Origin of the sequence: Burkholderia cepacia (assembly GCF_001039005.1) — a bacterium.
Taxonomy (GTDB): Bacteria; Pseudomonadota; Gammaproteobacteria; order Burkholderiales; family Burkholderiaceae; genus Burkholderia; species Burkholderia theae.
In genome coordinates this window covers 160827-186741 of the sequence record NZ_LDWR01000004.1, presented here as the reverse complement: position 1 = coordinate 186741, position 25915 = coordinate 160827, and the positions used below count along the sequence as shown (strand labels likewise).

General features: G+C 70.0%; 25 protein-coding genes. 11 read left to right on the top strand and 14 right to left on the bottom strand.

The window, feature by feature from the left end; genetic code table 11:
• From VL15_RS01875 to VL15_RS01865, 3 genes are all read left to right on the top strand, one after another.
• The coding region (locus VL15_RS01875) for an acetyl-CoA C-acyltransferase (protein WP_048242791.1) at positions 1 to 626 on the top strand (626 nt) is incomplete at its 5' end.
• Positions 627 to 842: 216 nt separating this feature from the next.
• Positions 843 to 1586 (top strand): acetoacetyl-CoA reductase, encoded by a 744-nt coding sequence (gene phbB / locus VL15_RS01870; RefSeq protein ID WP_048242790.1) that lies wholly within the window; start codon positions 843 to 845, stop codon positions 1584 to 1586.
• A 109-nt stretch (positions 1587 to 1695) separates the two neighbouring features.
• Positions 1696 to 1896, top strand: coding sequence for a hypothetical protein (locus VL15_RS01865; protein ID WP_048242789.1), 201 nt, complete (start codon positions 1696 to 1698; stop codon positions 1894 to 1896).
• Between the two features lie 90 nt (positions 1897 to 1986).
• Here the strand turns inward: VL15_RS01865 and VL15_RS01860 are convergent, their stop codons facing one another.
• The 10 genes from VL15_RS01860 to VL15_RS01815 form a co-directional block, all read right to left on the bottom strand.
• On the bottom strand, positions 1987 to 2286 hold the full coding sequence (locus VL15_RS01860; protein WP_419188648.1) for a hypothetical protein: 300 nt from the start codon (positions 2284 to 2286) through the stop codon (positions 1987 to 1989).
• 26 nt (positions 2287 to 2312) lie between these two features.
• Positions 2313 to 2816, bottom strand: a complete 504-nt coding sequence (locus tag VL15_RS01855; protein ID WP_048242787.1) for a hotdog family protein — start codon at positions 2814 to 2816, stop codon at positions 2313 to 2315.
• Positions 2813 to 3631, bottom strand: coding sequence for a beta-ketoacyl synthase chain length factor (locus VL15_RS01850; RefSeq protein WP_048242786.1), 819 nt, complete (start codon positions 3629 to 3631; stop codon positions 2813 to 2815). The genes VL15_RS01855 and VL15_RS01850 overlap by 4 nt, the downstream gene beginning before the upstream one ends.
• A gap of 8 nt (positions 3632 to 3639) precedes the next feature.
• Entirely contained in the window at positions 3640 to 4851 is a 1212-nt protein-coding gene (locus VL15_RS01845; protein WP_048242784.1) for a beta-ketoacyl-[acyl-carrier-protein] synthase family protein, read from the bottom strand.
• Positions 4852 to 4914: 63 nt separating this feature from the next.
• On the bottom strand, positions 4915 to 5805 hold the full coding sequence (locus VL15_RS01840) for a polysaccharide deacetylase family protein (protein ID WP_048242783.1): 891 nt from the start codon (positions 5803 to 5805) through the stop codon (positions 4915 to 4917).
• On the bottom strand, positions 5802 to 8264 hold the full coding sequence (locus tag VL15_RS01835) for an MMPL family transporter (protein ID WP_048242782.1): 2463 nt from the start codon (positions 8262 to 8264) through the stop codon (positions 5802 to 5804). Before VL15_RS01835 ends, VL15_RS01840 begins: the two co-directional genes overlap by 4 nt.
• On the bottom strand, positions 8264 to 8923 hold the full coding sequence (locus tag VL15_RS01830; protein WP_048242781.1) for an outer membrane lipoprotein carrier protein LolA: 660 nt from the start codon (positions 8921 to 8923) through the stop codon (positions 8264 to 8266). The genes VL15_RS01835 and VL15_RS01830 overlap by 1 nt, the downstream gene beginning before the upstream one ends.
• Positions 8920 to 9897: an acyl-CoA synthetase gene (locus VL15_RS01825; protein ID WP_048242780.1), complete on the bottom strand. Its 978-nt coding sequence runs from the start codon at positions 9895 to 9897 to the stop codon at positions 8920 to 8922. Before VL15_RS01825 ends, VL15_RS01830 begins: the two co-directional genes overlap by 4 nt.
• Entirely contained in the window at positions 9894 to 11663 is a 1770-nt protein-coding gene (locus VL15_RS01820) for an acyl-CoA synthetase family protein (RefSeq protein ID WP_048242779.1), read from the bottom strand. Before VL15_RS01820 ends, VL15_RS01825 begins: the two co-directional genes overlap by 4 nt.
• Positions 11664 to 11727: 64 nt before the next feature.
• Positions 11728 to 12381 (bottom strand): membrane protein, encoded by a 654-nt coding sequence (locus VL15_RS01815; RefSeq protein WP_048242778.1) that lies wholly within the window; start codon positions 12379 to 12381, stop codon positions 11728 to 11730.
• A 547-nt stretch (positions 12382 to 12928) separates the two neighbouring features.
• Here VL15_RS01815 and VL15_RS01810 point away from each other — a divergent pair.
• From VL15_RS01810 to VL15_RS01790, 5 genes are all read left to right on the top strand, one after another.
• Positions 12929 to 13213 carry a phosphopantetheine-binding protein gene (locus tag VL15_RS01810; RefSeq protein WP_080970675.1) on the top strand — a complete coding sequence of 95 codons (285 nt, stop codon included), beginning with the start codon at positions 12929 to 12931 and terminating at the stop codon, positions 13211 to 13213.
• A gap of 110 nt (positions 13214 to 13323) precedes the next feature.
• Positions 13324 to 14040: a 3-oxoacyl-ACP reductase FabG gene (fabG, locus tag VL15_RS01805; protein ID WP_048242777.1), complete on the top strand. Its 717-nt coding sequence runs from the start codon at positions 13324 to 13326 to the stop codon at positions 14038 to 14040.
• Between the two features lie 89 nt (positions 14041 to 14129).
• The gene (locus tag VL15_RS01800; protein WP_196319533.1) at positions 14130 to 15422 is read left to right on the top strand and encodes an endoribonuclease L-PSP; all 1293 of its coding nucleotides are present in this window, start codon (positions 14130 to 14132) and stop codon (positions 15420 to 15422) included.
• A gap of 125 nt (positions 15423 to 15547) precedes the next feature.
• Positions 15548 to 16330: a glycosyltransferase family 2 protein gene (locus VL15_RS01795; RefSeq protein WP_048242775.1), complete on the top strand. Its 783-nt coding sequence runs from the start codon at positions 15548 to 15550 to the stop codon at positions 16328 to 16330.
• 198 nt (positions 16331 to 16528) lie between these two features.
• Positions 16529 to 17290, top strand: coding sequence for a M48 family metalloprotease (locus VL15_RS01790; RefSeq protein ID WP_048242773.1), 762 nt, complete (start codon positions 16529 to 16531; stop codon positions 17288 to 17290).
• A 112-nt stretch (positions 17291 to 17402) separates the two neighbouring features.
• On the opposite strand, the gene VL15_RS01785 is transcribed toward VL15_RS01790, so the two are convergent.
• The 4 genes from VL15_RS01785 to VL15_RS01770 are packed head-to-tail and all read right to left on the bottom strand — an operon-like array spanning position 17403 to position 22137.
• On the bottom strand, positions 17403 to 19118 hold the full coding sequence (locus VL15_RS01785; protein ID WP_048242772.1) for a lactate permease LctP family transporter: 1716 nt from the start codon (positions 19116 to 19118) through the stop codon (positions 17403 to 17405).
• A gap of 57 nt (positions 19119 to 19175) precedes the next feature.
• Entirely contained in the window at positions 19176 to 20621 is a 1446-nt protein-coding gene (locus VL15_RS01780; RefSeq protein ID WP_048242770.1) for a LutB/LldF family L-lactate oxidation iron-sulfur protein, read from the bottom strand.
• On the bottom strand, positions 20618 to 21343 hold the full coding sequence (locus VL15_RS01775; protein WP_048242768.1) for a LutC/YkgG family protein: 726 nt from the start codon (positions 21341 to 21343) through the stop codon (positions 20618 to 20620). Before VL15_RS01775 ends, VL15_RS01780 begins: the two co-directional genes overlap by 4 nt.
• Positions 21340 to 22137 carry a (Fe-S)-binding protein gene (locus tag VL15_RS01770; protein WP_048242767.1) on the bottom strand — a complete coding sequence of 266 codons (798 nt, stop codon included), beginning with the start codon at positions 22135 to 22137 and terminating at the stop codon, positions 21340 to 21342. Before VL15_RS01770 ends, VL15_RS01775 begins: the two co-directional genes overlap by 4 nt.
• A 134-nt stretch (positions 22138 to 22271) precedes the next feature.
• Between VL15_RS01770 and VL15_RS01765 the strand changes: the two genes are divergently transcribed.
• The 3 genes from VL15_RS01765 to VL15_RS01755 all read left to right on the top strand — a co-directional run bounded on the left by VL15_RS01765 (position 22272) and on the right by VL15_RS01755 (position 25779).
• Positions 22272 to 22985 (top strand): FadR/GntR family transcriptional regulator, encoded by a 714-nt coding sequence (locus VL15_RS01765; RefSeq protein ID WP_048242766.1) that lies wholly within the window; start codon positions 22272 to 22274, stop codon positions 22983 to 22985.
• A 247-nt stretch (positions 22986 to 23232) separates the two neighbouring features.
• Entirely contained in the window at positions 23233 to 24858 is a 1626-nt protein-coding gene (locus tag VL15_RS01760; RefSeq protein ID WP_048242765.1) for a phospholipase D family protein, read from the top strand.
• Positions 24859 to 25005: 147 nt separating this feature from the next.
• A complete protein-coding gene (locus tag VL15_RS01755; protein ID WP_048242764.1) occupies positions 25006 to 25779 on the top strand; it encodes a class II aldolase/adducin family protein in 774 nt (257 codons plus the stop codon).
• The last annotated feature ends 136 nt before the right edge of the window (positions 25780 to 25915 follow it).

The following is a 25915-nucleotide window of genomic DNA, read 5'->3' as shown; positions in this document are numbered from 1 at the left end:
CGGAAGCGGCGCAGAAGGCCGGCCGCTTCAACGACGAGATCGTGCCGGTGTCGATCCCGCAACGCAAGGGCGAGCCGCTGCAGTTCGCGACCGACGAGTTCGTGCGTCACGGCGTGACGGCGGAATCGCTGGCGGGGCTGAAGCCGGCGTTCTCGAAGGACGGTTCGGTGACGGCGGCGAACGCGTCGGGCCTGAACGACGGTGCGGCGGCGGTGCTGGTGATGTCGGCGCAGAAGGCGGCGGCGCTGGGTCTGACGCCGCTGGCGCGGATCAAGGCATACGCGAACGCGGGCGTGGATCCGAGCGTGATGGGCATGGGCCCGGTGCCGGCCTCGCGCCGTTGCCTGGAGCGCGCGGGCTGGACGCCGGGCGACCTGGACCTGATGGAGATCAACGAGGCGTTCGCGGCGCAGGCGCTGGCGGTGCACAAGCAGATGGGCTGGGACACGTCGAAGGTGAACGTGAACGGCGGCGCGATCGCGATCGGTCATCCGATCGGCGCGTCGGGCTGCCGGATTCTGGTGACGCTGCTGCACGAGATGGCCAAGCGCGATGCGAAGCGCGGGCTGGCGTCGCTGTGCATCGGCGGCGGGATGGGCGTCGCGCTCGCGGTCGAGCGCGTCTGAGCAGGGTCTGACGACATCACGCGGATGCGGCGCCGGCAAGCGCGGTATCCGCGCGAAGCGGTTTCGCGCACGACAAGCAGCCAACAACAAGCGCGAGGTTCCGGTGCGTGCCGCGCCCGCGACGCGGGCGGCTGCGCATCGTAGCGGTGGGGCGGCAGCATGTACGACGCCGTCGCCCCGCTTTCATCGATTACTTTTTTGTCGGTAATTTATAGGATGACTAAGCGAATTGCAGTTGTGACAGGTGGAATGGGCGGCCTCGGCGAAGCGGTCAGCATCAGGTTGAACGACGCGGGCCACCGGGTAGTCGTCACGTATTCGCCGAACAACACCGGCGCGGACCGCTGGCTGACCGAGATGCACGCGGCCGGCCGCGAGTTCCATGCGTACCCGGTGGACGTGGCCGATCACGATTCGTGCCAGCAATGCATCGAGAAGATCGTGCGGGACGTCGGCCCGGTCGACATTCTCGTGAACAACGCGGGCATCACGCGCGACATGACGCTGCGCAAGCTCGACAAGGTCAACTGGGATGCGGTGATCCGCACGAACCTCGACTCCGTGTTCAACATGACGAAGCCCGTCTGCGAAAGCATGGTCGAGCGCGGCTGGGGTCGCATCGTCAACATCTCGTCGGTGAACGGCTCGAAGGGCTCGGTCGGCCAGACCAACTACGCGGCCGCGAAGGCCGGCATGCACGGCTTCACGAAATCGCTCGCGCTCGAGATCGCGCGCAAGGGCGTGACGGTGAACACGGTGTCGCCGGGTTACCTCGCGACGAAGATGGTCACCGCGATTCCGCAGGAGATCCTCGACACGAAGATCCTCCCGCAGATCCCGGCGGGCCGGCTCGGCAAGCCCGAGGAAGTCGCGGCGCTGGTCGCGTACCTGTGCTCGGAGGAGGCCGGCTTCGTGACGGGCTCCAACATCGCGATCAACGGCGGCCAGCACATGCATTGACGCGTGGCGGCCCGGACGGCGTTCGCGCACATGCCGGGCCGCGTTCCGCTAGATCCAGTGCCGGAGCGGCGGCAGACGTACCGCTTCGGTCTCGCATTCCGGAGAAGGCATGGGCGATACCTGGATAGGACTCGCGATCGGCGGCGCGGCACTGGCCGTCGCGCTGACGATGATGATCTCACTCTATTGGCTCGAGCGGCGCCGCGCGCGGCTGCTGCGGAACTTCGATCATCGCGACTGCTGGCTCGTCGCGTACGGCAAGTGCATCGCGCGCAGGCCCGCGGGGCCGGCCCGCCGCGGCGCGCGTTGACGGCGGCGGTATCGCGGTATTGCGGTGTCACGGTTGGGCACGGTCATGCATCGCGCACATGCAGTCGGTGATGCGTGCGATGGCGCGTGCTCAATCGCTCTTTTCGCTCTTTCCACCCGACTCGCCCGAGTCGTTCTTGTGGAAGACCCGCTTGGTCGTGCGCTTGGTGGCATCCCAACCTTCGCGCGACGCGTGTGCGACACCGTGCCCGACCGCCTTCGCGGCGCTCGCGGTCGCATGGCCGAAGCTGCGTGCCGCCTCGCCGGTCTTGTGCGCGGCTTCCTTCGAATCGCGCTTGATGTCCTGCTTCACTTCCGACATGTCCGCATGCGCGATCGGGCTGATCAGCGCCAGAACGAGCGCGGTACCAATGAATTGACGAACTTTCACGACCTGGTTTCCTTGAGTAGGCGTATTCATCGAGGATGTGTATTGCCGGCGGGCGTCGGGGAAAACGTGCCGGCCGACGATGCGTCGAGCATCACCGCGGCACGGCCGGACAGCAGCACGCGAGCGCCGCAGCGCAGCGCGAAGCCGTACAGCACCGAGCGGCCGTCGCCGCTCACGCGTTCCGCGTCGACGGTGAGCGGCAGGTCGAACGTGTCGAGCCGGTCGACGAACGCGTCGACGTTGCGCACGCTCGCGAGATAACCGACGCGCGGGCGCGCTTCCTGCGCACCGAGCAGCGCGCCGTGCACGGCCATCGCCTGTGCCGCGTATTCGATTCCGCAGACCGACGCGAGCCGGCCGTGCGAGCGCAGCGGGTTGTGCGGATCGCGGTGGCTCGTCGCGGTGCAGCTGATGCGCGCGGCGTCCCACGCATCGACCGTGTCGAGCATGCACATCGCGCCGCCGTGCGGAATGTGCGCGGCGATCCACGCATGGTCGAGCGGCGGCGTCGGTGCGATCGTGGCGGTCATCGCGCGTGCTCCGCGAAGGTGTCCGGCATCGCGATGTCGACCTGCACGCGCGTGTCGGACAGGTAGTCGAGCACGACGCGCGCCGAACGCCGCGCGGCAAGCGCATCGAGCAGCGGCAGCACGCGTGCGGCCGGATTGCCGGTGCGCAGCGCGTCGAGCTCGGCGTTCGCGAGTGCCGTGGCGGGCGCGTCGGTGAGCTGCGCATCGATGCGGGCGAGCGTGCGCTCGCTCGCTTCGGGTGCGAGCACGAGCGCGACGCCGAACGCGTCGCCAATCGGCCGCACCGCGTGCAGCGGTTCCGGGTAATCGGTGTCGTACGCGATCAGCAGGGTCGGCACGCGATCGACGGCGACCTGGCATAGGCTTTCGAGCAGGCCGGCGGCAAAACTGCCGTCGTGCGCGCACAGCACGTTCGACGTCGCCATCGCGCGGGTCGCGATGCTCCAGTAACCGGCCGGTGCGTTGTGCACGGAGTTGTGGAAACGCGTCGGCGACAACTGGCGATCGTCGCCGGCGAGGGTTTCGCAGATCGCGTGGCAGTTCTGGCCATCGCCGCCGGACGCGCTGAACACGGTCGCGAGCGTCGCGGCATCGCGTCCGCTCGCGGCCACCGCCTCGTGGCCGACCGCGAGCGCGACGCGCACGACGGGGCCCGTGCGGCGCCGTTCGGCCGACGGCAGGCCGGCGGGCGGCGGCAGCTCGGTGCGTGCGTTCGCATAGGCCGCGCGGCCCGCGAGCACGTCGGCCGCGTGCGGCCAGTCGTTCAATCCCGGCCCGACGAGGCCGATGCTTTCGATGAAGGCGGTGAGTGTCATGTCGGGCCTCAACGGCGTGCGTGGTCGGCGCGGCCGAGGATCAGGCTGCAATTCGTGCCGCCGAAGCCGAACGAATTGGAAAGGGCGGCGCGCACGCGCGTATCGCGGCTCGCGAGCACGTAGTCGGCGGCGAGGGCCGGATCGGGTTGCGTCGTGTTGACGCCGGCCGGCACGAATTGCTCGCGCAGCGCGAGCGCGGCGACGACCGCTTCGAGCGCACCCGCCGCGCCGAGCGTGTGGCCGGTCGCGCCCTTCGTCGAGCTGCACGGCGTGCGGGCGAACAGCGCGCCGACCGCACGGCTTTCGGCCGCGTCGTTGCTCGGTGTCGCGGTGCCGTGCAGGTTCACGTAGTCGATGTCGTTCGCGCCGAGGCCGGCGGACGCGAGCGCCTGCTCGATCGCGACGCGCGCGCCGAGCCCTTCCGGATGCGGCGACGACATGTGATGCGCGTCGCTCGATTCGCCGATGCCGAGCAGCAGGATCGCGTTGCCGTCGAGCGTGACGGGCGGGGCGGGCATGCGCTCGACGAGCGCGAACGCGGCGGCCTCGCCGATCGAGATGCCGTCGCGCGCGACGTCGAACGGCCGGCACGGCCGGCGCGACAGCAGTTCGAGCGAATTGAAGCCGTACAGCGTCGTCAGGCACAGCGAATCGACGCCGCCGACGACGGCCGCGTCGATCAACCCGGCTTCGATCATGCGGCGCGCGGAGCCGAACACTTTCGCGCCGGACGAACACGCGGACGAGATCGCCATCGCCGGCCCGCGCAGCGCGAAATACGCGCGCACGAATGCGGCCGGTGAATACGGGTTGTGGGTGTGCGCGTAGCGGAAGTCGGCGGGCAGTGCGCCGCTCGCCGGATCGCGGCGCTGGTACGCACGTTCGGTCTCGAGGATGCCGGCCGTGCTCGTGCCGACGAACACGCCGACGCGCGCCGCGCCGTAACGCGCCACCGCCGCCGCGACGCCTGCGTCGAAGCCGTCCTGCACGAGACCGAGCTGCGCGAGGCGGTTGTTGCGGCATTCGAAGTCGGCGAGGTCCGCGCGCACGGGCTGCGCATCGACATCGTCCACCGCACCGATCCACGTGTCGAGATCCGCGCGCTCGAAGTCGCACGGCGCGAGCCCGCCGCGGGCGTGGCGCAGCGCGTCGAGGGTCGCATCGAGGCCGCGGCCGATGCAGCTGGTGGCGGTGAAGTGCGAGAGCAGGAGAGGTTTCACGAGGGTCGCATCCGGTGGCCGGAACGGGCGCCGCAGCAGGGCTGGCACGCGCGCCGTTCGCGGTCAGATTTTATCAAACGGGGGTGCCGGAACGCCCGGCTGGCCGGGCGGTTCGGGCGCGAGCGCCGCGCGCAACGTGGTCCAGTGCAACTGCGCGTCGGCGGCCGCGCGCAGCACGGCCTGCAGCACGTCGAGCACGACCGGTTCGCCGCGTGTGTCGCGCGCCGCGTGACCGTCGTGCACGAGCAGGATGTCGCGCGCGTCGAGGCCGTGCAGCAGGCGGCGCGTGACGGTCGCGGCATCGCGCGCGCGCGTGTCGAAGCCGCGCCGGGTCCAGCTCGCCAGTTGCAGGCCGAGCTCGCACAGCACCGGTTCGAGAAACGGATTGCGCAGGCCGGCCGGCGCGCGGAAGAACAGCGGGCGCGTGCCGGCGATCTCGGTCAGCGTCTGCTGCGCGGCCGCGATCTCGCGCCGCAGCGCGCCGGGCCCCGACAGCGAGAACGTGTGCCGGTGTCGCTGGCTGTGGTTCTCGACCGAGTGACCGCGTGCGACGATCGCTTCGATCCACCGCGGGTGACGGCGCGCCAGATCGCCGATGCAGAAGAACGTCGCGCGCGCGTCGTAGCGTTCGAGCAGGTCGAGCACGCGTGGCGTGACCTCCGGATCCGGGCCGTCGTCGATCGTCAGTGCGATCCGGCGGCCGGCGCCGGCCGGCAGGCGCGTCCAGTTCGGGCCGAGCAGCGTGCTGCGCGGCCACAGGCCGGCGGCGGTCAGCGCGAGATGCGATGCGACCACGCCGCCGACGGCCCACGGCCACGCGGCTGGCTGCGCGACGACGGCGGCGGCCGCGCCCGCATGCAGCGCGGCCGTGCCCGCGATCAGCGGCGTCGGTTTCCAGCGGCGCACGCCGGATTGGTCGGGCTGGCGCGGCGGAACGGACGACGGTGCGTTCATGCCGGGCCTCCTTGACGACGTGCATTCGCCGCGGCGCGTGGCGCCAGAATCGCCGCGAACGCGAGCGCGAGCATCGCGCCGGGGCCGACGGTCAGCCCGAAGGTTTCGAGCAGCGGCACGCGCGACAGCGCCAGCAACCCGAAGCCGGCGACCGTCGCGAGGTTCGCGATCAGCAGCGACACGAGCGTGTAAGGCGTGATGGGCTGCGCGTCGTCGCGCTTGCAGAAGAACAGCGCGTAGTTCGAGCCGACCGCGACGATCAGCAGCATGCCGACGAGGTGCAGGATCGTCAGCTGCACGCCGGCGAGCGCGAAACCTGCCGTCACGACCAGCACGGCCGCGACGAGCGGTGCGAGCGCGTGCATGACGCGGCGCGGCGAGCGCAAGGCGATCAGCAGCAGCACGGCGATCGCCGCGAAACCGGCGAGCGACAGCCGGATGTCCTCGTGCACGTAGCTCACGTACAGGCGATCGGCTTCGGCCTTCATGTCGACGAACAGCGCATCGGGTACGCCCGCTCGGGCGACGGCCGCGCGAATCGGCGCCGCATCGAGCCCCGACGCCGGTTGTCCGCCGCGCGCGGCGTCCGGTGCGCGCAGCGGCAGCATCGCGCTCCAGCGGCCCGCGCGTTCGGTCAGCAGTGCATCGACGGCGAGCGCCATCGACGTGCCGCGCAAGTCCGTGCGCGTGAGCAGCGGCGCGTGGTGCGCGGCCTCGACGTCGGTGATGAACGGCGCGAAGAGGTCGGGCTTCACCGCGATCGGCTGGTTCGCGACGGCGTTGCGCATCCGTGCGGCGAGTGCGTCCGCATCCGGCAGGCTCGCCTGGCGTGCGCGCTGCGCGGCGTCGCTCGGCAAGTAGCGCGCGGGGCTTTCGAAGCCCGCGAGCGCGCCTCGGTCGACGAGCGGCTGCAATTGCGCGGCGACCTGTTCGGCGCGTTCGAGCGCGGCCTGTTCGGTCGGCGCGGAAATCACGACGAGGTAGCGCACGTCGGGCGCGCCGACATCGGCACGCAGCCGCGCGTCGAGCGCCTGCGCACCTGCCGGCACGGGGCTGAGCGCGGCGAGCTCGCGGCTCCACAGGCCGTCGCGATGCAGCACGAGCGTCGCGCAGGCTGCAAGCACGAGCACGGCGAGCGGCCAGCGCAGCCGCGGCGCGGCGTCGGCCGCGCGGGCGAGCACGGCGCCGACGCGCGACACGTCGCGGATCGCGACATGCTCGCCGCGCAGGTGCGGCAGCACGAAGCGCGTGACGAGCGCGGCGGCCGTCAGCCCGACGATCGAATAGAGCCCGAGCTGCACGAGGCCCGGGAATCCGGAGAACAGCATCGACGCGAACCCGCACACGGATGTCAGCACGCCGAGCCGGATCGTCGGCCAGTACGCGGCGACCCAGGCGCGCGTCGCGTCGGCCGGGCGTGCGGCGCCGCGCGTGCCGGCCTGCGCGGATTGCACGAACAGGTAGATCGAGTAGTCGACGGCTTCGCCGATCAGCGTCGTGCCGAACCCGAGTGTCAGCCCGTGGACCGTGCCGAACGCGACGCTGACCGCCGCGATCCCGGCCGCGACGCCCGTCAGCACCGGCAACAAGCCGAGCGCGAGCGTGCGCGGCGAGCGGTACAGCGTCAGCAGCAGCGCGACGATCAGCACGACGCTCGCCGTCGACAGCCGTTCGACGTCGTGCCGGATCGTGTCGCGCATGTCGACCGAGAACACGCCGGGACCCGTCATCGCGAGCGTGGTCGCGGCCGCGTTCGGCACGGCCTGCGTCGCGGCGGCGAACGCGCGGCGCACCGTGTCGATCGCGCGGGCCTGCGCGTCGGTATCGGAGCCGGCGGCGGCCGTCTGCACGACGAGCACCGCGCGCGAGCCGTCGCGCGACGCCCACACGCCGTCGCGGCTCGCCGGTTCCGCCGCGCTGTCGAGCTGGTCGACGAGCGCGGCGACTTCGCCGGTCGGGTCGCGCGGCAGCATCGCCTTGGCCACGAGGCCGGCCGACGAACTCAGCAGGTCGAGGCTGTCGCCGAGCGCCTGGTGCAGGCCGTCGGCGCTGAAGCGCTGCGGCGTGACCGCCGGGCTCAGCAGGTAACGGTGATCGAAGATGAATTGCCGGTCGCGCGCGTCGTTCGCGGCTTCGCCGTTGTGAACCGCCGCGAACTGCGGATCGGCGCGCAGCGCACCGGCGACGCGTCGCGACAGCGTGGCGCGCGTGCTTGCGTCGCCGCCGTCGATCGCGACAAGGATCAGCCGCGACACGATGCCGTCGCGCAACTGGTCGACGAGCACGCGCTGCCCGGCGCTCGGCGCGCTCGGCAGGAACGCGGACAGGTCGGCCGTGAAGTGCGCGCGCCCGATCGCCACCCCGCACGCGACGAGCGCGAGCAGCCACACGAGCACCGCGCGCTGTCGCAACGCGTGCAGGCGGCGGATGACGGGCGAGGGCCGAGTGCGCTGGTCCATCAGTTCGGGGTCGCCGGTACGGGTTGCAGGCGCATCACCGAATGATCGCCGTCGGCCTGCCGGATCGCGACGCTGCGCAACATGTCGCGCGTGCCGTCGAGCGTGATCGTGCTGACGACCTTCAGCATCCGCGAGTCGAGCGGCGTGAGCGTCAGCGTCCAGTCGTCGCCGCGCCCGGCAAGCGCGACCTTGTAGACCTGTTCGAGCGCGAAGCGGTTGCCGGCGAGCGTCGCGCGGATGCTGTCGATGAACGCGCCGAGTTCCGGATAGCGCGCGAGCGCGAGCGTGTACTTGCGGTTGTTGCGCTCGACGGTGAGCATGTCGCCGTCGACCACGAGGTGTTCGGGCTTCGGGCTCAGCGTGTGCTTCTCGAGATGGTCGGGCGCGACGAACACGAGTTCGCCGGACGATTCGACCGGCTGCGTGGCGATCGACAGGTACTTCGTCTCGATGAACGTCGCGCGTCCCGACTTGTGCTGCGCGAGCGTCGCCATCAGCCGGTCGAGGTTCCAGGCCGACCCCGTGTCGGCCGCGTGTGCGGGCATGGCCAGCACGATCGCGGCAGCGGTCGCGGCGACGCGGAGCGTGCGGACGGCACGACCCAGCGCGGGCGGGAACGGAACCAGCGGCAGGAACAGGAAGCGGCGAACGGCGGTCATGCGTCGGAATCCCTCGTGGCGGGCAGGTCGGCACCGGCGTGCGCAGCGTCGCGGCGCGCGGCCGCGGCATCGCCGCCGTGCCAGAAATCGAAATAGTTGAACCAGTTGTACGGTGCCGCGCGGCAGTACTGGTCGAGCAGCGCGACGTAGCGCGCGAGTGCCGCGTCGACGGCCGCCGCGCGCGCGTCCCGCCGCACGTCGGAGAAATCGGCGAGCGTCTCGAAGTGCACATCGTAGCGATTGCCGTCGCGATAGAGGCCCGTCATGAAGATCACCGGGCGCCGCAGCATCGCGGCCATGTACAGCGGCCCGAGCGGGAACGCGGCCGGCGCGCCGAGCAGCGGCAGCCGCCGCAGCGACGCGGCCGCGTCGTCGAGCAGCGTGCGGTCGGCGAGCATGCCGATCATGCAGTTCGCGTCGAGGCGCTCGCGCACCTTCAGCATCGAGTCGACCTGTCCGAGCGGGATCACTTCCGGCGTCGCGGCGGGATTCACCGCGGCGAGCGTCGCGTTGATCTTGCGCGCGTTCTTCTCGTACATCGTGACGACCACGCGCAGGTCCGGATGCGTGCGGCCGATCGCGCGCACGACCTCGAAACTGCCGAGGTGCGCGCCCATCAGGAACGCGCCGCGTCCGCCCGCGAGCGCGTCGTCGACGAGCGTTTCGCCGTGCAGCCGGATGTCGAACAGGTCGAAGCGCCCGTTCATCAGGTAGATGCGGTCGTGGATCGTCGCCGCGAAGGTGAACACGTGGCGGTACACGTCGCGCCAGCGCGCGGGGCGGCCGAGCACGCGACGCAGGTAGTCGCGCGACGCCGCGCACGCGACCGGCGAGAACAGCACGAAATACGTCGCGATCAGATGCAGCACGATGCGCGCGCGCTGCCGGCCGAAGCGCAGCGAGATCCACGTCATCGCGCGCAGCAAGCCCGCATTGCTGCGCTCCTGGCGTTCGGCCCATGCGGTGCGCTTCATGGCTGCGAGCCGTCCTGCGCGGCCGGCGGCGCCGACAGCACGCCGGTCGCGACTTCGCGCGAGCCGGCACGCAGCGTGAAGCGGATCGCGCCGCTGGCTGCGGTATCGAACGCGAGATCGAGCGGTTCGCCGGGGGCGACCGGGCTCAGGAATTTCGCGGACCCGAGCCGCCACGCGTGCAGCGGACGGATCAGCGCTGCGCCGATCGCGTGGATCGCGTGATCGAGCAGCACGACCCCCGGTACGACCGGATGGCCGGGGAAGTGGCCGGGCAGCGCCGGATGGTCGACGGGAATCGTGAACGCGAGCGAGGGCGCGGGCGTGTCTACCGCGGCGGGTGCGACGGGTGCGGGCATCGGCGCGGCCGTGGCGCGCGCGTGTCGCGCAACCAGCGCGGCAAGCACGTCGCGCGGCAGCTTGCCTGTTTCGTTGCGAGGCAGCGCGTCGACGAACACGAGCGGGCGCGGCATGAACGCGGGATCGATCCGCTCGCGCAGCGCGCGCTGCAGATCGGCGGCGGCGAGCGTCGGCGCAACGACGAGCGCGACCAGGCGCGTGACCGGTTCGAGATCCGTGTCGGCGTGCGCCGGTGCGGCTTCGTCGGGCATGAAGAACACGCCGTCGATCACTGCCGGAATCGCGTTGAGCTGATGGTTCAGGTACGCGAGCGACGTGCGCTTGCCGGCGATGTTGACGAGGTCCGCCTTGCGCCCGTGCAGCAGGAACCGGCCGTCGCTGAGCAGTTCGAGCGCATCGCCCATCGGCACGGGCGCCTCGACGTGTCCGCCCGACACCCAGACGGTCGGGCCGCTGTCGTCGCCCGTGCCATCGCTTGCCGGTTCGTCGCGCGCGTCGAGCTGGATGCCCGGGAACAATTGCCACGCCGCGCCTTGCGACGTGCGGCGGGTCGCGATCTGGCCGGTCTCGGTGCTGCCGTAGATTTCGACGAGCGGCGCGTCGAGCGCGGTCTCCGCTTCGCACGCGAGTTTTTCCGACAGCGGTGCGGTGGCCGACAGCACGAGCGCCGCGCGTGGCAGCGCATGGCCGGCCGACAGCAGCGCGCGCAGGTGGATCGGCGACGTGACGAGCACGCGCGGCTGCGGGATCGCGTCGAGTTCGTCGCGAATGTCGATCGGGTAGAACGGCTGGCGGTTGCTGAACGCGAGGCCGCCGATCAGCGCGAGCAGCACCGTCGACTCGAAGCCGTACATGTGCTGCGCGGGCACCGTGCCGATCAGCGTGGCCGCGCGGCCGTCGAGCAGCCCGAGGCGATCGGCCGCCGCGCGTACGCAGCCGACCAGGAAGCCCCAGGTCTTGCGGTGCGGCACCGGCGCGCCGGTCGAGCCCGAGGTGAACACGTAGGCCATGATCCGCGCCGCATCGATCCGCGGCACGGTGAACGGCGCATCGTCCGCGAAGTCGCCGGGCGCGGCGTCGGGATACGCGAAGCGCGGCAGGTCGATCGCGCAGTCGGGCGCGTCGTGCAGGCAGAACGCATCGGGCGCGAAGGACGCGAGCTGGCGGACCATTTCCGGCGTATGCGTCGACGGCAGCAGGCTGATCTTGCCGGCGACGAGCGCCGCGCACAGGCTGACCGCGAAACGGTAGCGGTCGCGGCACACGTTGAACACGTGCACGCCGGCGGGCAGCGCGGCGGCCACGCGTGCGACGTCGGCGACGAACGCGCGCACGGTGACGGGCGCGCCGTCGCGCCAGGCGATCGTCTGGTCCGGCGAGGAATGGAATACCAGCGGGTGAGTCGGCATAAATCGGTAAAAACGGGAGCAAAGGCCGGCGCGGCCGCGTTGCGGCGCCGCGCCGGCCGTGAATTCATCGTGAGGCCTGTGGCGCCTGTGTCGTCGCGCGATACGCGCGCACCGCGTCGACCATCCGCGGCCGCGGCTCGTGCGGCAGCGCGAAGCGCCGGCACGCGTGTTCGACGGCGAACATCACGGCGACGAGCGGCAGCGACAGGTAGTTCGCGAACGTCGACCACGCGACGATCGGCGCGGTCGCGAACAGCAGCGTCGACACGGCGGCGATCGCGACGAAGAACAGCGTCCACGCGAACGTGATCTGCCGCGTGTAGCGCGCGACGGCCGGCGTGACCGTGCCGTGGATCATTGCCGCGAAGCGCGTGCACAGCGGCACCTTGCCGGCCGCGAGCGTGCGGCCGAACAGCAGTGCCATCGCGACGTTGAAGCTCACGTGTTCCAGATACAGGCCCCATTCGAAATGTCGCGCGAGCGGCGCGCGGGCGGCCCACAGCAGAGCGGCGGCAAGCAGCCATGCCGGCACGAACCACGCACGTCGCGGCGAGCGCAGCGCCGCGCCGAGTGCGAGCAACAGCGGCGGCACGAGCGCCATCGCGAGGCCGAAGCCGTGTGCGCCGGGCGTCGCGGCCGCGTAGTGCGCGCCGGCCTGGTAGGCCGCCACGGCGCCGACCGCGGCGACGCCGCGCGCGATGGGCAGCAGCCGGCTCATCGACGGCCTCCGGGCGCGCGGCGCGGGCACCGGTCCCCGGCGGCCGAACGGCAACGGACGGGCGGGTGAACCGGAACGGAGCGGAAAGACGGTCGCGGCATGGCTGGAGACATCGGGCGGGTCGTGGCCGGACGCGGTGGTCGGGCCGTCAAACATCATATGAATGGCGGCCGGGATGCAGGTCCGGGCCGGTGGTCGGGCACGCTCATTTTAGGGCCCCGGCACCGCGTGTTCGGGGCACGCGTGAACGGGTTTTGTAACCGATTGTATGGCACCGGATGAGGCGTTTCGCAGGGTCGGTCCATTTCCATCCAAAGCGGCTCAAGCGTCTCGTGCATTCGGGTCCCGAAACGGGGTGCGGCGCAGGCTCGCCAGTCTGTAACCATTCGCGGTATACGGCCCGATACCCTTCGTCTAGAATCCGCGTAACTTTTACCAACGATCCCCAAATAACGCAGGCGGGGACGCCGGCAGACGCCGGAGGGACGGAGATTTGCACGCGCCGGGCGTGCACGACAGTTGCCGTTTCCGGGCGCCTCCCGCTGCCATGGGTCGCCTGCCCGCACGCATGATGAACGCACTGGAACAAGAGCTCGCCACGCTGATCGTCGGCGAATTGAATCTCGAAGACGTCCCGCTCGAAACAGTGACGGCCGGGACCCCGCTGTATGGCGAAGGGTTCGGGCTCGACTCCATCGACATCCTGGAAATCGCGCTGCTGATTTCGAAGAAATACGGCTTCGAACTGCGCTCGGACAATCCGGACAACCAGAAGATCTTTGCGACGCTCGGCGCGCTGACCGCGTACGTCGCCGCGCATCGCACGAAGTGACGGCGCCGCGCATGGGCGCGGTGCACAGATGATGACGGCACGCGGCGGCAATCGGCAGACGATTCGCTGGCGCGTCGATCAAGGTGAAACGCGATGAACGGAGCAATTCGATGCGGGCGCTCGTGACGGGCGGCAGCGGCGCACTCGGGCAGGCGATCTGCACGGCGCTCGCGCAGGCCGGCCATGAAGTGTGGGTGCATGCGAACCGCCATCTCGCGCAAGCGGAGGCGGTCGCGCAGCAGATCGTCGCGGCCGGCGGCGCCGCGCGCGCGATTGCGTTCGACGTGACCGACGCCGATGCGACGCTCGCCGCGCTGGCGCCGCTCGCCGACGACGTGCCGGTGCAGATCCTCGTCAACAACGCAGGCATTCACGACGACGCGCCGATGGCCGGCATGTCGCGCCAGCAGTGGCACAGCGTGATCGACGTGACGCTCAGCGGCTTTTTCAACGTCACGCAGCCGCTGCTGCTGCCGATGATCCGCACGCGGCGCGGCCGGATCGTCAACATCGCGTCGGTGGCCGGCGTGACCGGCAATCGCGGGCAGGTCAACTACGCGGCCGCGAAGGCGGGACTGATCGGCGCGACGAAATCGCTGTCGCTGGAACTCGCGTCGCGCGGCATCACCGTGAACGCGGTCGCGCCCGGCATCATCGAATCGCCGATGGCCGAGCACGCGTTTCCCGCCGAACGCATCAAGCAGCTCGTGCCCGCGCAACGCGCGGGCCGGCCCGACGAAGTCGCGGCGATGGTCGCGTATCTGGTATCCGACGCCGCGGCCTATGTGACGGGGCAGGTGTTGTCCGTCAACGGCGGGCTCGCATGACGAAGCGCGCGGCGTCGGCCTGAACGTAATGCAACGCGGCGCTGGGCCGCGTTGCCGCGCGGCCTGCGCCGCATAGTGAGGAAATCGAAGTGTCCGTGCATCCAGTCGACGCCGAACGGCGCCCGTGTTCCCTGTCGTCAGCCAGTGCGCCCGTCGCGCGCGGGCAGTCGGCAGCCGGGCCGGCCGCATCGCGATCGGGCGCGCCGCTCGTACGCGGCGGCGACCACGCATTGCGGCTCGTCCAGATGAGCCATGCACGGCTCGCCGCGTTGCTGCACGATGCGCGTATCCGCGGCGATGGTTTCGACCACGCGTTTCCCGGTGCGCTGGGCGTGGTGTGCATCGGCACGGCCGGGTTGCCGGACGAATCGCAGGCCGATGCGGCGGCACGGATGCTGACCGCCGCCGCGCCCGATCTGCCGATCGCGCCGGTGCAGATGGCGCTGCTCGGCGCCGGTGCGGCGTCGGCCGATGCCGTCTGCGAAATCTGGCAATGCAATGCGCGCGACCTGCGCAGCGAACGGCGCGGCGCGCTGCATTATCGCTACAGCGAAACGGCGGGCCTCGTGTTCGGCAGCATCGTCGTGCACGAGCACGAAACGCCCGACGCGCATCGCGACGGCGGCACGCCGCTCGAACGTGCGACGCACGACGCATACCGCGTGCTGTTCGACGTACTCGATGCGCTCGGCATGCCGCATCCGCTGCGCATCTGGAATACCGTGCCGGCGATCAATGCGGTGCAGTTCGGGATCGAACGCTATCGTCAGTTCAATATCGGCCGTCAGCACGCCTTCGACGCGTGCCGCCGCGCACTGACGGACGGCGTGCCGGCCGCGTGCGCGCTCGGCTCGGTCGAGGCGGTCGCGGGCGATGCGATGCCCGTCGCGCCGCTCGCGATCCATTTCATCGCGAGCCGCACGCCGGCCGATCCGGTCGAGAATCCGCGCCAGGTCAGCGCGTATCACTATCCGGCGCAGTATGGCCCGCGTGCACCGACGTTCGCGCGCGCCGCCGCGTGGGCGGACGGCGACGCCGCGCCGGTGCTGTTCGTGTCGGGCACCGCGAGCATCGTCGGGCATCGCACCGTGCATCAGGGCGACGTCGTCGCGCAAACGCACGAGACGGTCGCGAATCTCGCCGCCGTGCTCGAGCAGGCCGCGCGGCAAGGGCATGGCCCATTCTCGCTCGCCGACCTGAGCTATCGCGTCTACGTGCGCGATGCCGGCGACGCCGCGGCGCTGACCGCGATCGAGCGCGTGTTGCGCGACGCGGCCGGCCCCGGCGTGCGGCCGCTGTTCTTGCATGCGGACGTGTGCCGAGACGACCTGCTGGTCGAGATCGAGGCCAGCGCGGGTCATACGACGGAGTGGCTGTCATGAAGCGCGACAACCTCACGCTCCGGCAACCGGCGCCGCACGCGGACGGCATCGACAAAGCCTGCCGGCAGTCGCCGGCAAGTCATAAACTTTTGTCAGGATCCCTGTCTTCGCAATCGGCCGTTCCCATGTCCACGCTGCACGCCTCGTCCACCCATCTCGTGCTGATTCCCAGCTACAACCCGGGCGCCAAGGTCGACACGACCGTGCGCAATGCCCGTGCGCAGTGGAACCCGGTGTGGGTCGTCGTCGACGGCAGCACCGACGGCAGCGCCGAACGGCTGCAGGCGATGGCCGAGCGCGATCCCGGGCTGCGCGTGATCGTGCTGCCGGAGAATCGCGGCAAGGGCGCCGCGGTGCTTGCGGGGCTCGACGCGGCCGCGTCGAGCGGCTTCACGCACGTGCTGACGATGGATTCCGACGGCCAGCATCCGGCCGACCTGATTCCCGCGTTCATGGCCGAGTCGCAAGCGGCACCCGACGCGATGGTGCTGGGGGTGCCGAAGTTCGACGCGAGCGCGCCGCAGTTGCGCGTGCAGGGGCGCCGGCTGTCGAACGCATGGGCGGACCTCGAGACGCTGTGGGCCGGGATCGGCGATTCGCTGTACGGCTTTCGCGTGTATCCGGTCGCGCCGCTGGCCGCGATCATGCGCCGCCAGCCGTGGATGCGCGGCTTCGACTTCGATCCCGAAGCGGCCGTGCGGCTGTGCTGGGCCGGCGTGCGTCCGATCCGCATCGACGCGCCGGTGCGCTATTTCGGCCGCCACGAGGGCGGCGTATCGCACTTCCATTACGGCCGCGACAACGCGCTGCTCGCGTGGATGCATCTGCGGCTTTTCACCGGTTTCGCGGTGCGGCTGCCGATGCTGGTCGCGCGGCGGCTGATACGCCGCCGCGATCAGGCGGCCTGAGCGCCACACCCGTTTTCCGTCCCGATCATCGTCCGGCCGCGGCGATTGCACCGATTTTCGCCTTCAATCTCGTTCCGGATCGCCGTTTCATCTCAATCTTCTGAGTAATTAAGATGTCATCGGATGTAAACATCTGGTAATTTTCTGCCGGATTATGCAAAATCGCCGCTTCCAAATACAACTATCGAGAGATCCGGGATGCAACTCAAGAAAGCGGTGGCAGCGTGTGGCGTGGCGTTTCTGTTGAGCGCATGCGGTGGGGTGCAGAGCCTCGACGCGAACAGCCTGACGTCGGCGGGCACGAACCTGTACAAAGCAGCGACGCTGTCGGATGCGGACATCGCCGCGCTGTCGAACGACTCGTGCAAGTCCAGCGACGCCGAATCGAAGATCGCGCCGGCGAACAGCGCGTATTCGAAGCGCCTGACGAAGGTGATGAAGGGCTTCGGCGACATGACGCTGAACAGCCAGAAGATCAACTACAAGGTCTACATGACCAAGGACGTCAACGCGTGGGCGATGGGCAACGGCTGCGTGCGTGTGTACAGCGGCCTGATGGACATGATGAACGACGACGAGCTGCGCGGCGTGATCGGCCATGAAATGGGCCACGTCGCACTGGGTCACTCGAAGAAGGCGATGCAGACCGCCTACGCGGTGAGCGCGGCGCGCAGCGCGGCCGGTGCGGCATCGCCGGGCGTGGCGGCACTGTCGAGCTCGCAGCTCGGCGACATCACCGAGAAGTTCATCAACGCGCAGTTCTCGCAGACGCAGGAAAGCGCGGCGGACGACTACTCGTTCGACCTGATGAAGCAGAAGGGCATGACCCAGAAGGGCCTCGTCACCGCATTCCAGAAGCTCGCGAAGCTCGATGGCGGCCAGAGCTCGATGATGAGCTCGCACCCGTCGTCGGCGAGCCGGGCGCAGCACATCGAGGATCGCATCGCGAAGGGCAGCTGATCGAGCAGCCGAGCGCCGGCCAGCGCAAGCCGGCGTCGGCAATCGGCACGCAGAAAGCAAAACCCCACGCTCTTCCGGGCGTGGGGTTTTGTTTTTTTGGAGTGCGCGTCGCTTACGGCACCATCCCCGGCAGCACATAGGCCTGCACGAGCGTGATCAACCCGACGACCACCGCGAACAGCAGGCTGTGCCGCACCGTGAAGCGGAACAGCTCCGACTCCTTGCCGACGAGGCCCGTCGCCGCGCAGGCGACCGCGATCGACTGCGGCGAGATCATCTTCGCGGTCACGCCGCCCGTCGTGTTCGCGGCGACCGCGAGCGTCTCGGGCACGCCGAGCTGATGGGCGGTGGCCTGCTGCAGCGAGCAGAAGAGGGCATTCGACGACGTGTCCGAGCCGGTCAGGAACACGCCGAGCCAGCCGAGGAACGGCGAGAAGAACGGGAACGCGGCGCCGGTCGCGGCCAGCATCAGCGCGAGCGTCGACGACATCCCCGAGTAGTTCGCGACGAACGCGAACGCGAGCACGAGGCCGATCGACAGGATCGGGCGCGTCAGTTCCTTCAGCGTCTCGCCGAACGTGACGAGCGCGTCGCGCGGCTTCATCCGCAACAGCGCCATCGAGATCAGCCCGGTCACGAGGATCGCGCTGCCCACCGCCGATACCAGGTCGATCTTCAGCACGGCTTCGATTGCCTTCGGCGTCGCGGCGATCGGTGCGGTCTTCACGACGAGCTGGTCGAGCCCCGCCACATGGAACTTCAGCACGGTCGACGCGAGCGCGCCGTGCGCGGCGAACAGCGCCTTGAACGGCGCGATGCTCCATACGGTGACGACGGCCGTCAGGATCAGGAACGGTGACCACGCGCGCACGGTCTGCGCGAGCGTGTATGGCGACGCTTGCCGGCTCGAACCGGCGCCGAAGCCGCCCGCGTCGAACCTGCCCGCGCCGAACCCGGCCAGCGCCGCGCCGCCGCCGGACGCGACGATGCCGCCGGCCGGCTGCTGCGCGGTGCGCGGCTGCCACACCTTCAGGAACGCCGTGAGCGCGACGAGGCTGACGAGCGACGACGTGATGTCCGGCAGCTCGGGCCCGATGTGGTTCGACGTGAAGTACTGCGTGACCGCGAAGCTGCCGCCCGCGACGAGCGCGGCCGGCCAGGTCTGCCGCACGCCGCGTAGCCCGTCCATCATGAACACGAGCCAGAACGGCACCGCGAGCGACAGCAGCGGCAGCTGGCGGCCGGCCATCGCGCCGATATGGAACGGGTCGATGCCGGTCACCTGCCCGGCGACGATGATCGGGATGCCCATCGCGCCGAACGCGACCGGCGCGGTATTCGCGATCAGACACAGCCCGGCCGCGTGCAGCGGGCGAAAGCCGAGGCCGACGAGCAGCGCGGCCGTGATCGCGACGGGCGCGCCGAAGCCGGCCGCGCCCTCGAGGAACGCGCCGAACGAGAAGCCGATCAGCAGCATCTGCAGGCGCTGGTCGTCGGTGATCGACAGTACGGACGCGCGAATGACGTCGAACTGGCCGGTCTTCACGACGATCTTGTACAGGAACACGGCCGCGACGATGATCCACGCGATCGGCCACAGGCCGTACGCGAAGCCGAAGCCGGCCGCGGCGAGCGCCTGCGGCACGGGCATGCCGTACGCGAGGATCGCGACGCCGAGCGACAGCAGCAGCGTGATTGCGGCGGCGACGTGACCTTTCATCCGCAGCGCGGCCAGCGCGACGAAAAAGAAGATGATCGGGATCGCGGCGACGAACGCCGACAGCCCGAGGCTGCCGAGCGGGGTGTAGATCTGATGCCAAACCTGCATGGATGTCTCCTCCATCTGTGTCTGTATTTCTATGGGTAAGGGCGGGAAAACGGTGTTCTATTCGGGCTGGCCGCGTGCGCGCAGCAGGTCGGACAGGCTGCGCGGCGCCGGTTCGAGCGGCGTGCGGTGCTGCGTCCAGCCCATCTGTTTCGCGGGCGTCAGCGCACGCAGGCGCGTCGCGGCCCAGCGGAACGCGCGGTACGCACGCGGATGCGCGAATGCGCCCGACCAGAAGCGCCATACGAGGTCTTCCGCGCGGTTGTAGTTCGCGCCCTGGCCGCGCAGCGGATGCGCGACGGGTTCGTCGGGCTTGCGGTTCGCCTCGGTGCGCAGCCGCACGAGCAGTTGCGGGATCGGGATCCGGACCGGGCACACCTCGCCGCACGCGCCGCACAGCGTCGACGCGGTCGGCAGGTCGGCCGTCGCGTCGAGGCCGAGCAGGTGCGGCGAGATGATCTTGCCGATCGGCCCCGGGTAGGTGGTTCCGTATGCATGGCCGCCGATGCGCGTGTAGACGGGGCAGTGGTTCATGCACGCGCCGCAGCGGATGCATTGCAGCGTCGCGCGCAGCTGTTCGTCCGCGTAGGCCTGCGTGCGGCCGTTATCGAGCAGCACGAGATGCAGCTCGCGCGGGCCGTCGCGTTCGCCGTCGCGGCGCGGGCCCGAGATCAGGTTGAAGTAGGTCGTGATCGCCTGACCGGTGGCCGAGCGCGTGAGCAGGCTCGACAGCGGCACGATGTGCTCGAGCTTGTCGACGACTTTCTCGATCCCCATGATCGCGATATGCGTGTCGGGCACCGTCGTCGACAGCCGGCCGTTGCCTTCGTTCTCGACGAGCCACAGCGTACCCGTGTCGGCCGCCGCGAAGTTCACGCCGGACAGCCCGATGTCCGCGTCGGCGAACGCGCGGCGCAGCGCGCGCCGGCCGGTCTGGATCAGCTCGTCGACGTCTTCCGTGTAGCGCGTGCCGGGGATGTGCGCCTCGAACAGTTCGGCGATGTCGCCACGCGTCTTGTGGATCGCCGGCATCACGATATGCGACGGCTTCTCGCCCGCGAGCTGCACGATGAACTCGCCCATGTCGGACTCGATGCAGTCGACGCCGTGCTCCGCGAGGTAATGGTTCAGCTCGATTTCCTCGCTCGCCATCGACTTGCCCTTGATCACGCGGCGCGCCTTCTTCGCCTGCGCGATGCCGAGCACGATCGCGTTCGCGTCGGCGGCCGTCTCGGCCCAGTGCACGTGCACGCCGGCTTCGGTGAGCTTCGCCTCCAGCCGTTCGAGCAGCGCGGGCAATTGCGCGAGCGCGTGCTGCCGTACGGCTTCGCCGAGGTCGCGCAACTGCTGCAGCTCGGTGTCGTCGGGGAACTGCGTCGCGCGCTTGCCCTGCAGGAAATCCATCGCGCCGCGAAAGCTCTGGCGCAGCGCGGGATCGTCGAGCGCGGCGCGCGCGCGGGCCTTGAAGTCGCCGGGGGCGACGAATTGCAGCGTGCGGTCGCTCATCGCGGCAGGTCCTCGCATGCGGTTGCGGCCGGCCGGTCGGCCGAGTCGGTGACGATCACGACCCACAGGCGGCGCGGGCCGTGCGCGCCATATGCGAGCGTCTGCTGGATGTCGGAGGTCTTCGACGGCCCCGACACCAGCACGAGGTTGGTCGGCATGCCGGCGTGCCAGCGTTCCGCATGCACGGCCGCGTGAAGGTCCGCATGCAGCGTGCTTGCGTGGACGAGCGCGACATGCAGCGGCGGCACCAGCGACACCGTGCGCGGCGTGCCGGCATCGGGTGCGAGCACGACGGTGCCGGTTGCGGCGATGCCCGAGCGCGCGACGGTGAAGCCTGCGTCGATCGTGTCGAACAGTTCGGCTTTCCATGCGTCGATGGGTCGGTCGAACGGCACGGGCGCGACCGTGTCGGGCAGCGAGCGGGCGAGGGTCGCGGATTCGGCGCGGTGCGGGTCGAGCAGCAGGCGGCGCACACCGGCGTGGGCGAGACGCGCGGCGAGTTGCGCGGGCCATTCGTCGCCGGTCGCGCACCAGACGTCCGCGTGCGATGCGGCGAGTGCGACCTGCATCGCCTGGGCGAGCGCGTGCGGATCGCGCGCGGCCGATGCGCGGCGCGTGTCGTAATGCGTGTCGATGCGTGCGTCGAGCGTGGGGGCGGCCGTCGCGGCGACGCCCGGGGCCGTGGCGCGCAGGCGCGCGAGAATCGCGGCGCGCGCGCTCATTGCTGGTCTCCGCGCAACGACGCGGCGCCGGCCGTGCGGCGCCACAGGAAGCTCGCGAGATGTTCGACCGGCAGCGGCGCGCCGGACTGGGTCGCAGCGTGGCCGATGTTCAGCAGGCAGCCGCAGTCCGCGGACACGAGCCGGTCGCAGCCGGTCGTGCAGGCCGACGCGACCTTGTCGCGCACCATCGCGCCGGAGATGTCGGGATGTTTGAGCGAAAACGTGCCGCCGAAGCCGCAGCATTCGGATTCGCGTTCGTGTTCGATGCGCGTCACGCCCGGCAGCGCGTCGACGAGCGCGACGCCGTGCCCGCGCGTGCCCATCTCGCGCCGCGCCGCGCACGACGTGTGCAGCACGACGCGTTCGGCGGGCCCGGCGCTTGCCGCGACCGCATCGAGTTGCACGTCGAGCACATGGACGAGGAATTCGGCGAGCTCGTAGGTCCGCTCCGCGATCGCGCGGGCCTTCGGGCCGTGGACCGGATCGTCGGCGAACAGCGCCGGCCAATGGTGCCGGATCATGCCCGCGCACGAGCCGGACGGCACGATCACGGGCCACGATTCGGCGAACAGGTCGAGCTGCGCGGCCGCGACGCGGCGCGCTTCGTCGGGATTGCCGCTGCTGTACGCCGGCTGCCCGCAGCAGCTCTGGCCGCGCGGATAGTGGACGGTCAGGCCTTCGCGTTCCAGCAGGCGGACCGCGTCGAGCCCCGCTTCGGGGACGAACAGGTCGACCAGGCAGGTCGCGAACAGGTAAGCGTGCGCGGTGGCGGCGGGGTACTGCCTTTCGTTCATGTCTCGCTCCAGAGGCGACGGCCCGGCATGCGGATGCGGGACGACGATTTCGCTGCATAATTCCCGCGACGGCGCCGCAGTTCAAATTGGTTGGGCCAATCGGCGTGACGGGCAATCCGGGAGGAGACGCGACGATGGCAGCGATGACGGCACGGGGCCGGACCGAAGTGGTGATGCGCAAGATCGAGACGGCGCTGCTCGACGGCACCTGGCCGGCGGGCGCGCGCCTGCCGGCCGAGCGCGTGCTCGCGCAGCAGTACGGCGTCGCGCGCAATACGGTGCGCGAGGCGACCCAGCGGCTCGTCGCGCGCGGGTTGCTGCAGAGCCGGCGCGGCGCGGGCGTGTACGTGACGGACCAGTTGCGCGCGGGCATCGCGTCGCCGTGGGGCCAACTGGTCGCCGACCATCCGGCGCTGCGCGACGACATCCTCGAATTCCGCCGCGTGCTGGAAGGCGCGACCGCGTATTTCGCCGCGCTGCGGGCCGACGCGAACGACCGCCGCCGGATCCGTGCGCTGCTGCGCGAACTCGAAACCGCACACGCGAACGACGACCGGGCCGTCGAGGCCGCGACCGACGCGAAGCTGCACGAGGCGATCGCGCTCGCGTCGCGCAACACGATGTTCCTGCACCTCCATACGAGCGTGATCGGGATGCTGCGCGAGCACATTTCGATCAACGTGGTCGGCATGAGCGTGCAGAACGAGCAGGCGGACCAGTTGCTGCTGCAGCACCGCGCCGTGTGCGACGCGATCTGCGCGCACCGGCCCGAGGAGGCGCGCACCGCGATGCAGACGCACATCGATTACGTGCGCAGCCATTTCGAGCGCAGCGACGACGCGCGTTGAAATTGGTCGGACCACTTCGGCGAACGGCCGGTGTGGTGGGCGGGGGCGGGGGAAGCATCGCCGGCTTCCGGGCGGCGGCCGTTCGCCGGCGGTCCGCGCCGCCCGCCGCCGCCGCCGCGGTGCGCCGCCCGCGCTTGCCGCGCGATTGACCGGTTCATCGGGCGCCCACTAGAATCGGCCGGAACCGCCCGCCAGCCGCGCGCCGCGGCGAATGCGGACTTTTGTTCCGCCAGTCGAGGAAGTTCCCGTGCTCACGTCTTTCATCCGGCGCGCGCCGGCCGCGCCGTCGTGGCGCGCCGTATGCGGCCCGGCCCGTGCGCTGGCCGTCTGCGTGCTGCTGTCGCTCGTTGCCGCGTGCGCGACGCATCCGCCCGCCACCACGCTCGATCGCCCGGTTTCCCATGCATTGCCGCCCGATACGGCGACGCCGTTGCGCGACGCGCTGGCCGCGCCCGAGGCCGCGCATCCGGGACAGTCCGGCTTCCGGCTGCTGCCCGACGGCGCCGCGGCGCTGCAGATGCGCATCGCGCTCGCCCGCGCGGCGACGAAGACGCTCGACATGCAGTACTACATCGCGACCGAGGACACGACCGGCAAGCTGCTGCTCGCCGCGGCGCTCTACGCGGCCGATCGCGGCGTGCGCGTGCGGATGCTGATCGACGACCTGAACTTCCGCGACATCGATCGCATCATGGCCGCGCTGAACACGCACCCGAACATCGAGATCCGCGTGTTCAACCCGTTCGGCGCGTCGCAGCAGCGCATGGCAGAGCGCACGGCCAACTTCTTCACGCGCATCGACAGCTTCACGCGCCGGATGCACAACAAGGCGATGATCGCGGACAACCAGATCGCGATCGTCGGCGGCCGCAATCTCGGCGATGAATACTTCAGCGCGAGCCCCACGCTGCAGTTCCGCGATCTCGACGTGCTCGCCGCGGGCCCCGTGACGAATGACATCTCGGCAAGCTTCGACACGTATTGGAGCAGCGCGAGCAGCTATCCGCTGAGCGTGCTGAATCACCAGTCGTTCGATCCGAAGGATCTCGACGCGATGCGCGACGAGTTGCGCGACCACTGGCGCAAGAACGCCGATCCGTACAACGCGAAGCCGCTGAACGCGACGCCGCTCGCGCAGCAGATCGCGCGCGACGAGCTCGCGCTCGTGTGGGCGCCGGCGGAGTTTCAGGCAGATGCACCCGACAAGGTCGCGCAGCGAACCGACGCGTACGTGAGCCCGCCGATGCAGCGCCTCGTCGAGCTGACGCGCGGCGCGCAGCAGGAATTCCTCGCGTTCTCGCCGTATTTCGTGCCGCACGACGCGGGCGTGACGATCCTCGGCGACGCGACCGCGCGTGGCGTGCGCGTCGCGATCCTGACGAATTCGCTCGCCGCGACCGACGCGGTCGCCGTGCAGGCCGGCTACGGGCCGTACCGCGTGCCGCTGCTGCAGCACGGCGTCGAGTTGTACGAGTTCAAGGCGCAGCCCGGCCGGCAGCGCCCGCGCCTGTTCGGGTCGCGCTCGCGGGCGAGCCTGCACGCGAAGGCGTACGTGATCGACCGGAAGATTCTCGTGATCGGCTCGATGAACCTCGATCCGCGCTCCGCATACCTGAATACCGAACTGGCGCTCGTGATCCACAGCCCGGCGCTCGCGCAGCAGGTCGCGACGATCTTCACACGCGTGACGCAGCCGGACGAAAGCTATCGCGTGAGCCTCGCGACGCCGGCGGGCGGCGGCGCGCCCGCACTCGAATGGACCGGCACGGACAACGGCCGGCCGGTCACCTATCACGTCGATCCGGGCGCGGGGCTGCTGCGCAACCTGATGACCGGCATCTTCATGCTGCTGCCGGTCGACGATCAGCTCTAAGGGACGGAATTGCTCCGGCTAAACCCGCGTTAACGGTGTGCCGGGAAAGGTGATATGGTTGTGTGCGCAACCATAATGGCGGTATGACGATGCCGCCGGGCGGCCCACGTAACGCGTGCCGCGCACACCCGCAACCGGAGCTCCTCCATGCAACGTGTACCGAACCAGCCGTTCACGCGTCCCGCCCGCTTCTCCGAAGCCGAATGGCAGGCGCGCGTGCAGCTCGCGGCGGCGTATCGCATCTTCGATCATCTCGGCTGGACCGAGCTGATCTACAACCATATCTCGCTGCGCGTGCCGGGCGAGGACGGGCATTTCCTGATCAATCCGTTCGGACTCCATTACCGCGAGGTGTGCGCGTCGAACCTCGTGAAGATCGATATCGACGGCAACGTGATCGGTCATTCCGACTGGCCGATCAATCCGGCCGGTTTCACGTTCCACAGCGCGATCCATGCGGCGCTGCCCGATGCGCACTGCGTGATGCACGTGCACACGACGCCCACGATGGCCGTGTGCTGTTCGCGCGACGGGCTGTCGTTCTCGAATTTCTATTCGGCGCAGTTGTACGGGAAGATCGCGTATCACGACTTCGAGGGCATCACCGTGCATCTCGAAGAGGGGCGGCGCATCGTCGAGAGCGCCGGTGGGCGGCCCGTGCTGCTGCTGCGCAATCACGGGCCCGTGACGATCGGCGCGACGCTCGCGCAGACGTTCTCGCTGATGTGGCTGCTCAATCGCGCGTGCGAGGTGCAGGTCGCCACGCATGCGATCGGCGATGCGCTGCCGATCGCGCCGCCCGTGCTCGAAGCGTGCGTGCGCGATTCGCTGAATTTCGACCCGAAGCATGGCGCGGGGCAGGACGCGTTCGACGCGCTACAGCGCATCGTCGATCGCATCGATCCCGGTTATCGCGCGTGACGCGAAGCGCTGCGTTCACCGGCGGCACACGCAAAAAAAACGCGGCCGGGTGGCCGCGTGAATACTCGCAGACTCCTTCGGACGAAGGAAACAAGCAACTGTGAAACGAAGTGTAGCGAAAGGCCGCACGCGGATT

Excerpts from the sequence above, each read along its gene's own strand:
- phbB (WP_048242790.1), top strand. The coding sequence starts at position 843 with ATGACTAAGCGAATTGCAGTTGTGACAGGTGGAATGGGCGGCCTCGGC.
- VL15_RS01865 (WP_048242789.1), top strand. The coding sequence starts at position 1,696 with ATGGGCGATACCTGGATAGGACTCGCGATCGGCGGCGCGGCACTGGCC.
- VL15_RS01855 (WP_048242787.1), bottom strand. The coding sequence starts at position 2,816 with ATGACCGCCACGATCGCACCGACGCCGCCGCTCGACCATGCGTGGATC.
- VL15_RS01850 (WP_048242786.1), bottom strand. The coding sequence starts at position 3,631 with ATGACACTCACCGCCTTCATCGAAAGCATCGGCCTCGTCGGGCCGGGA.
- VL15_RS01840 (WP_048242783.1), bottom strand. The coding sequence starts at position 5,805 with ATGAACGCACCGTCGTCCGTTCCGCCGCGCCAGCCCGACCAATCCGGC.
- VL15_RS01835 (WP_048242782.1), bottom strand. The coding sequence starts at position 8,264 with ATGGACCAGCGCACTCGGCCCTCGCCCGTCATCCGCCGCCTGCACGCG.
- VL15_RS01830 (WP_048242781.1), bottom strand. The coding sequence starts at position 8,923 with ATGACCGCCGTTCGCCGCTTCCTGTTCCTGCCGCTGGTTCCGTTCCCG.
- VL15_RS01825 (WP_048242780.1), bottom strand. The coding sequence starts at position 9,897 with ATGAAGCGCACCGCATGGGCCGAACGCCAGGAGCGCAGCAATGCGGGC.
- VL15_RS01820 (WP_048242779.1), bottom strand. The coding sequence starts at position 11,663 with ATGCCGACTCACCCGCTGGTATTCCATTCCTCGCCGGACCAGACGATC.
- VL15_RS01815 (WP_048242778.1), bottom strand. The coding sequence starts at position 12,381 with ATGAGCCGGCTGCTGCCCATCGCGCGCGGCGTCGCCGCGGTCGGCGCC.
- VL15_RS01810 (WP_080970675.1), top strand. The coding sequence starts at position 12,929 with ATGGGTCGCCTGCCCGCACGCATGATGAACGCACTGGAACAAGAGCTC.
- fabG (WP_048242777.1), top strand. The coding sequence starts at position 13,324 with ATGCGGGCGCTCGTGACGGGCGGCAGCGGCGCACTCGGGCAGGCGATC.
- VL15_RS01795 (WP_048242775.1), top strand. The coding sequence starts at position 15,548 with ATGTCCACGCTGCACGCCTCGTCCACCCATCTCGTGCTGATTCCCAGC.
- VL15_RS01790 (WP_048242773.1), top strand. The coding sequence starts at position 16,529 with ATGCAACTCAAGAAAGCGGTGGCAGCGTGTGGCGTGGCGTTTCTGTTG.
- VL15_RS01785 (WP_048242772.1), bottom strand. The coding sequence starts at position 19,118 with ATGCAGGTTTGGCATCAGATCTACACCCCGCTCGGCAGCCTCGGGCTG.
- VL15_RS01780 (WP_048242770.1), bottom strand. The coding sequence starts at position 20,621 with ATGAGCGACCGCACGCTGCAATTCGTCGCCCCCGGCGACTTCAAGGCC.
- VL15_RS01775 (WP_048242768.1), bottom strand. The coding sequence starts at position 21,343 with ATGAGCGCGCGCGCCGCGATTCTCGCGCGCCTGCGCGCCACGGCCCCG.
- VL15_RS01770 (WP_048242767.1), bottom strand. The coding sequence starts at position 22,137 with ATGAACGAAAGGCAGTACCCCGCCGCCACCGCGCACGCTTACCTGTTC.
- VL15_RS01765 (WP_048242766.1), top strand. The coding sequence starts at position 22,272 with ATGGCAGCGATGACGGCACGGGGCCGGACCGAAGTGGTGATGCGCAAG.
- VL15_RS01755 (WP_048242764.1), top strand. The coding sequence starts at position 25,006 with ATGCAACGTGTACCGAACCAGCCGTTCACGCGTCCCGCCCGCTTCTCC.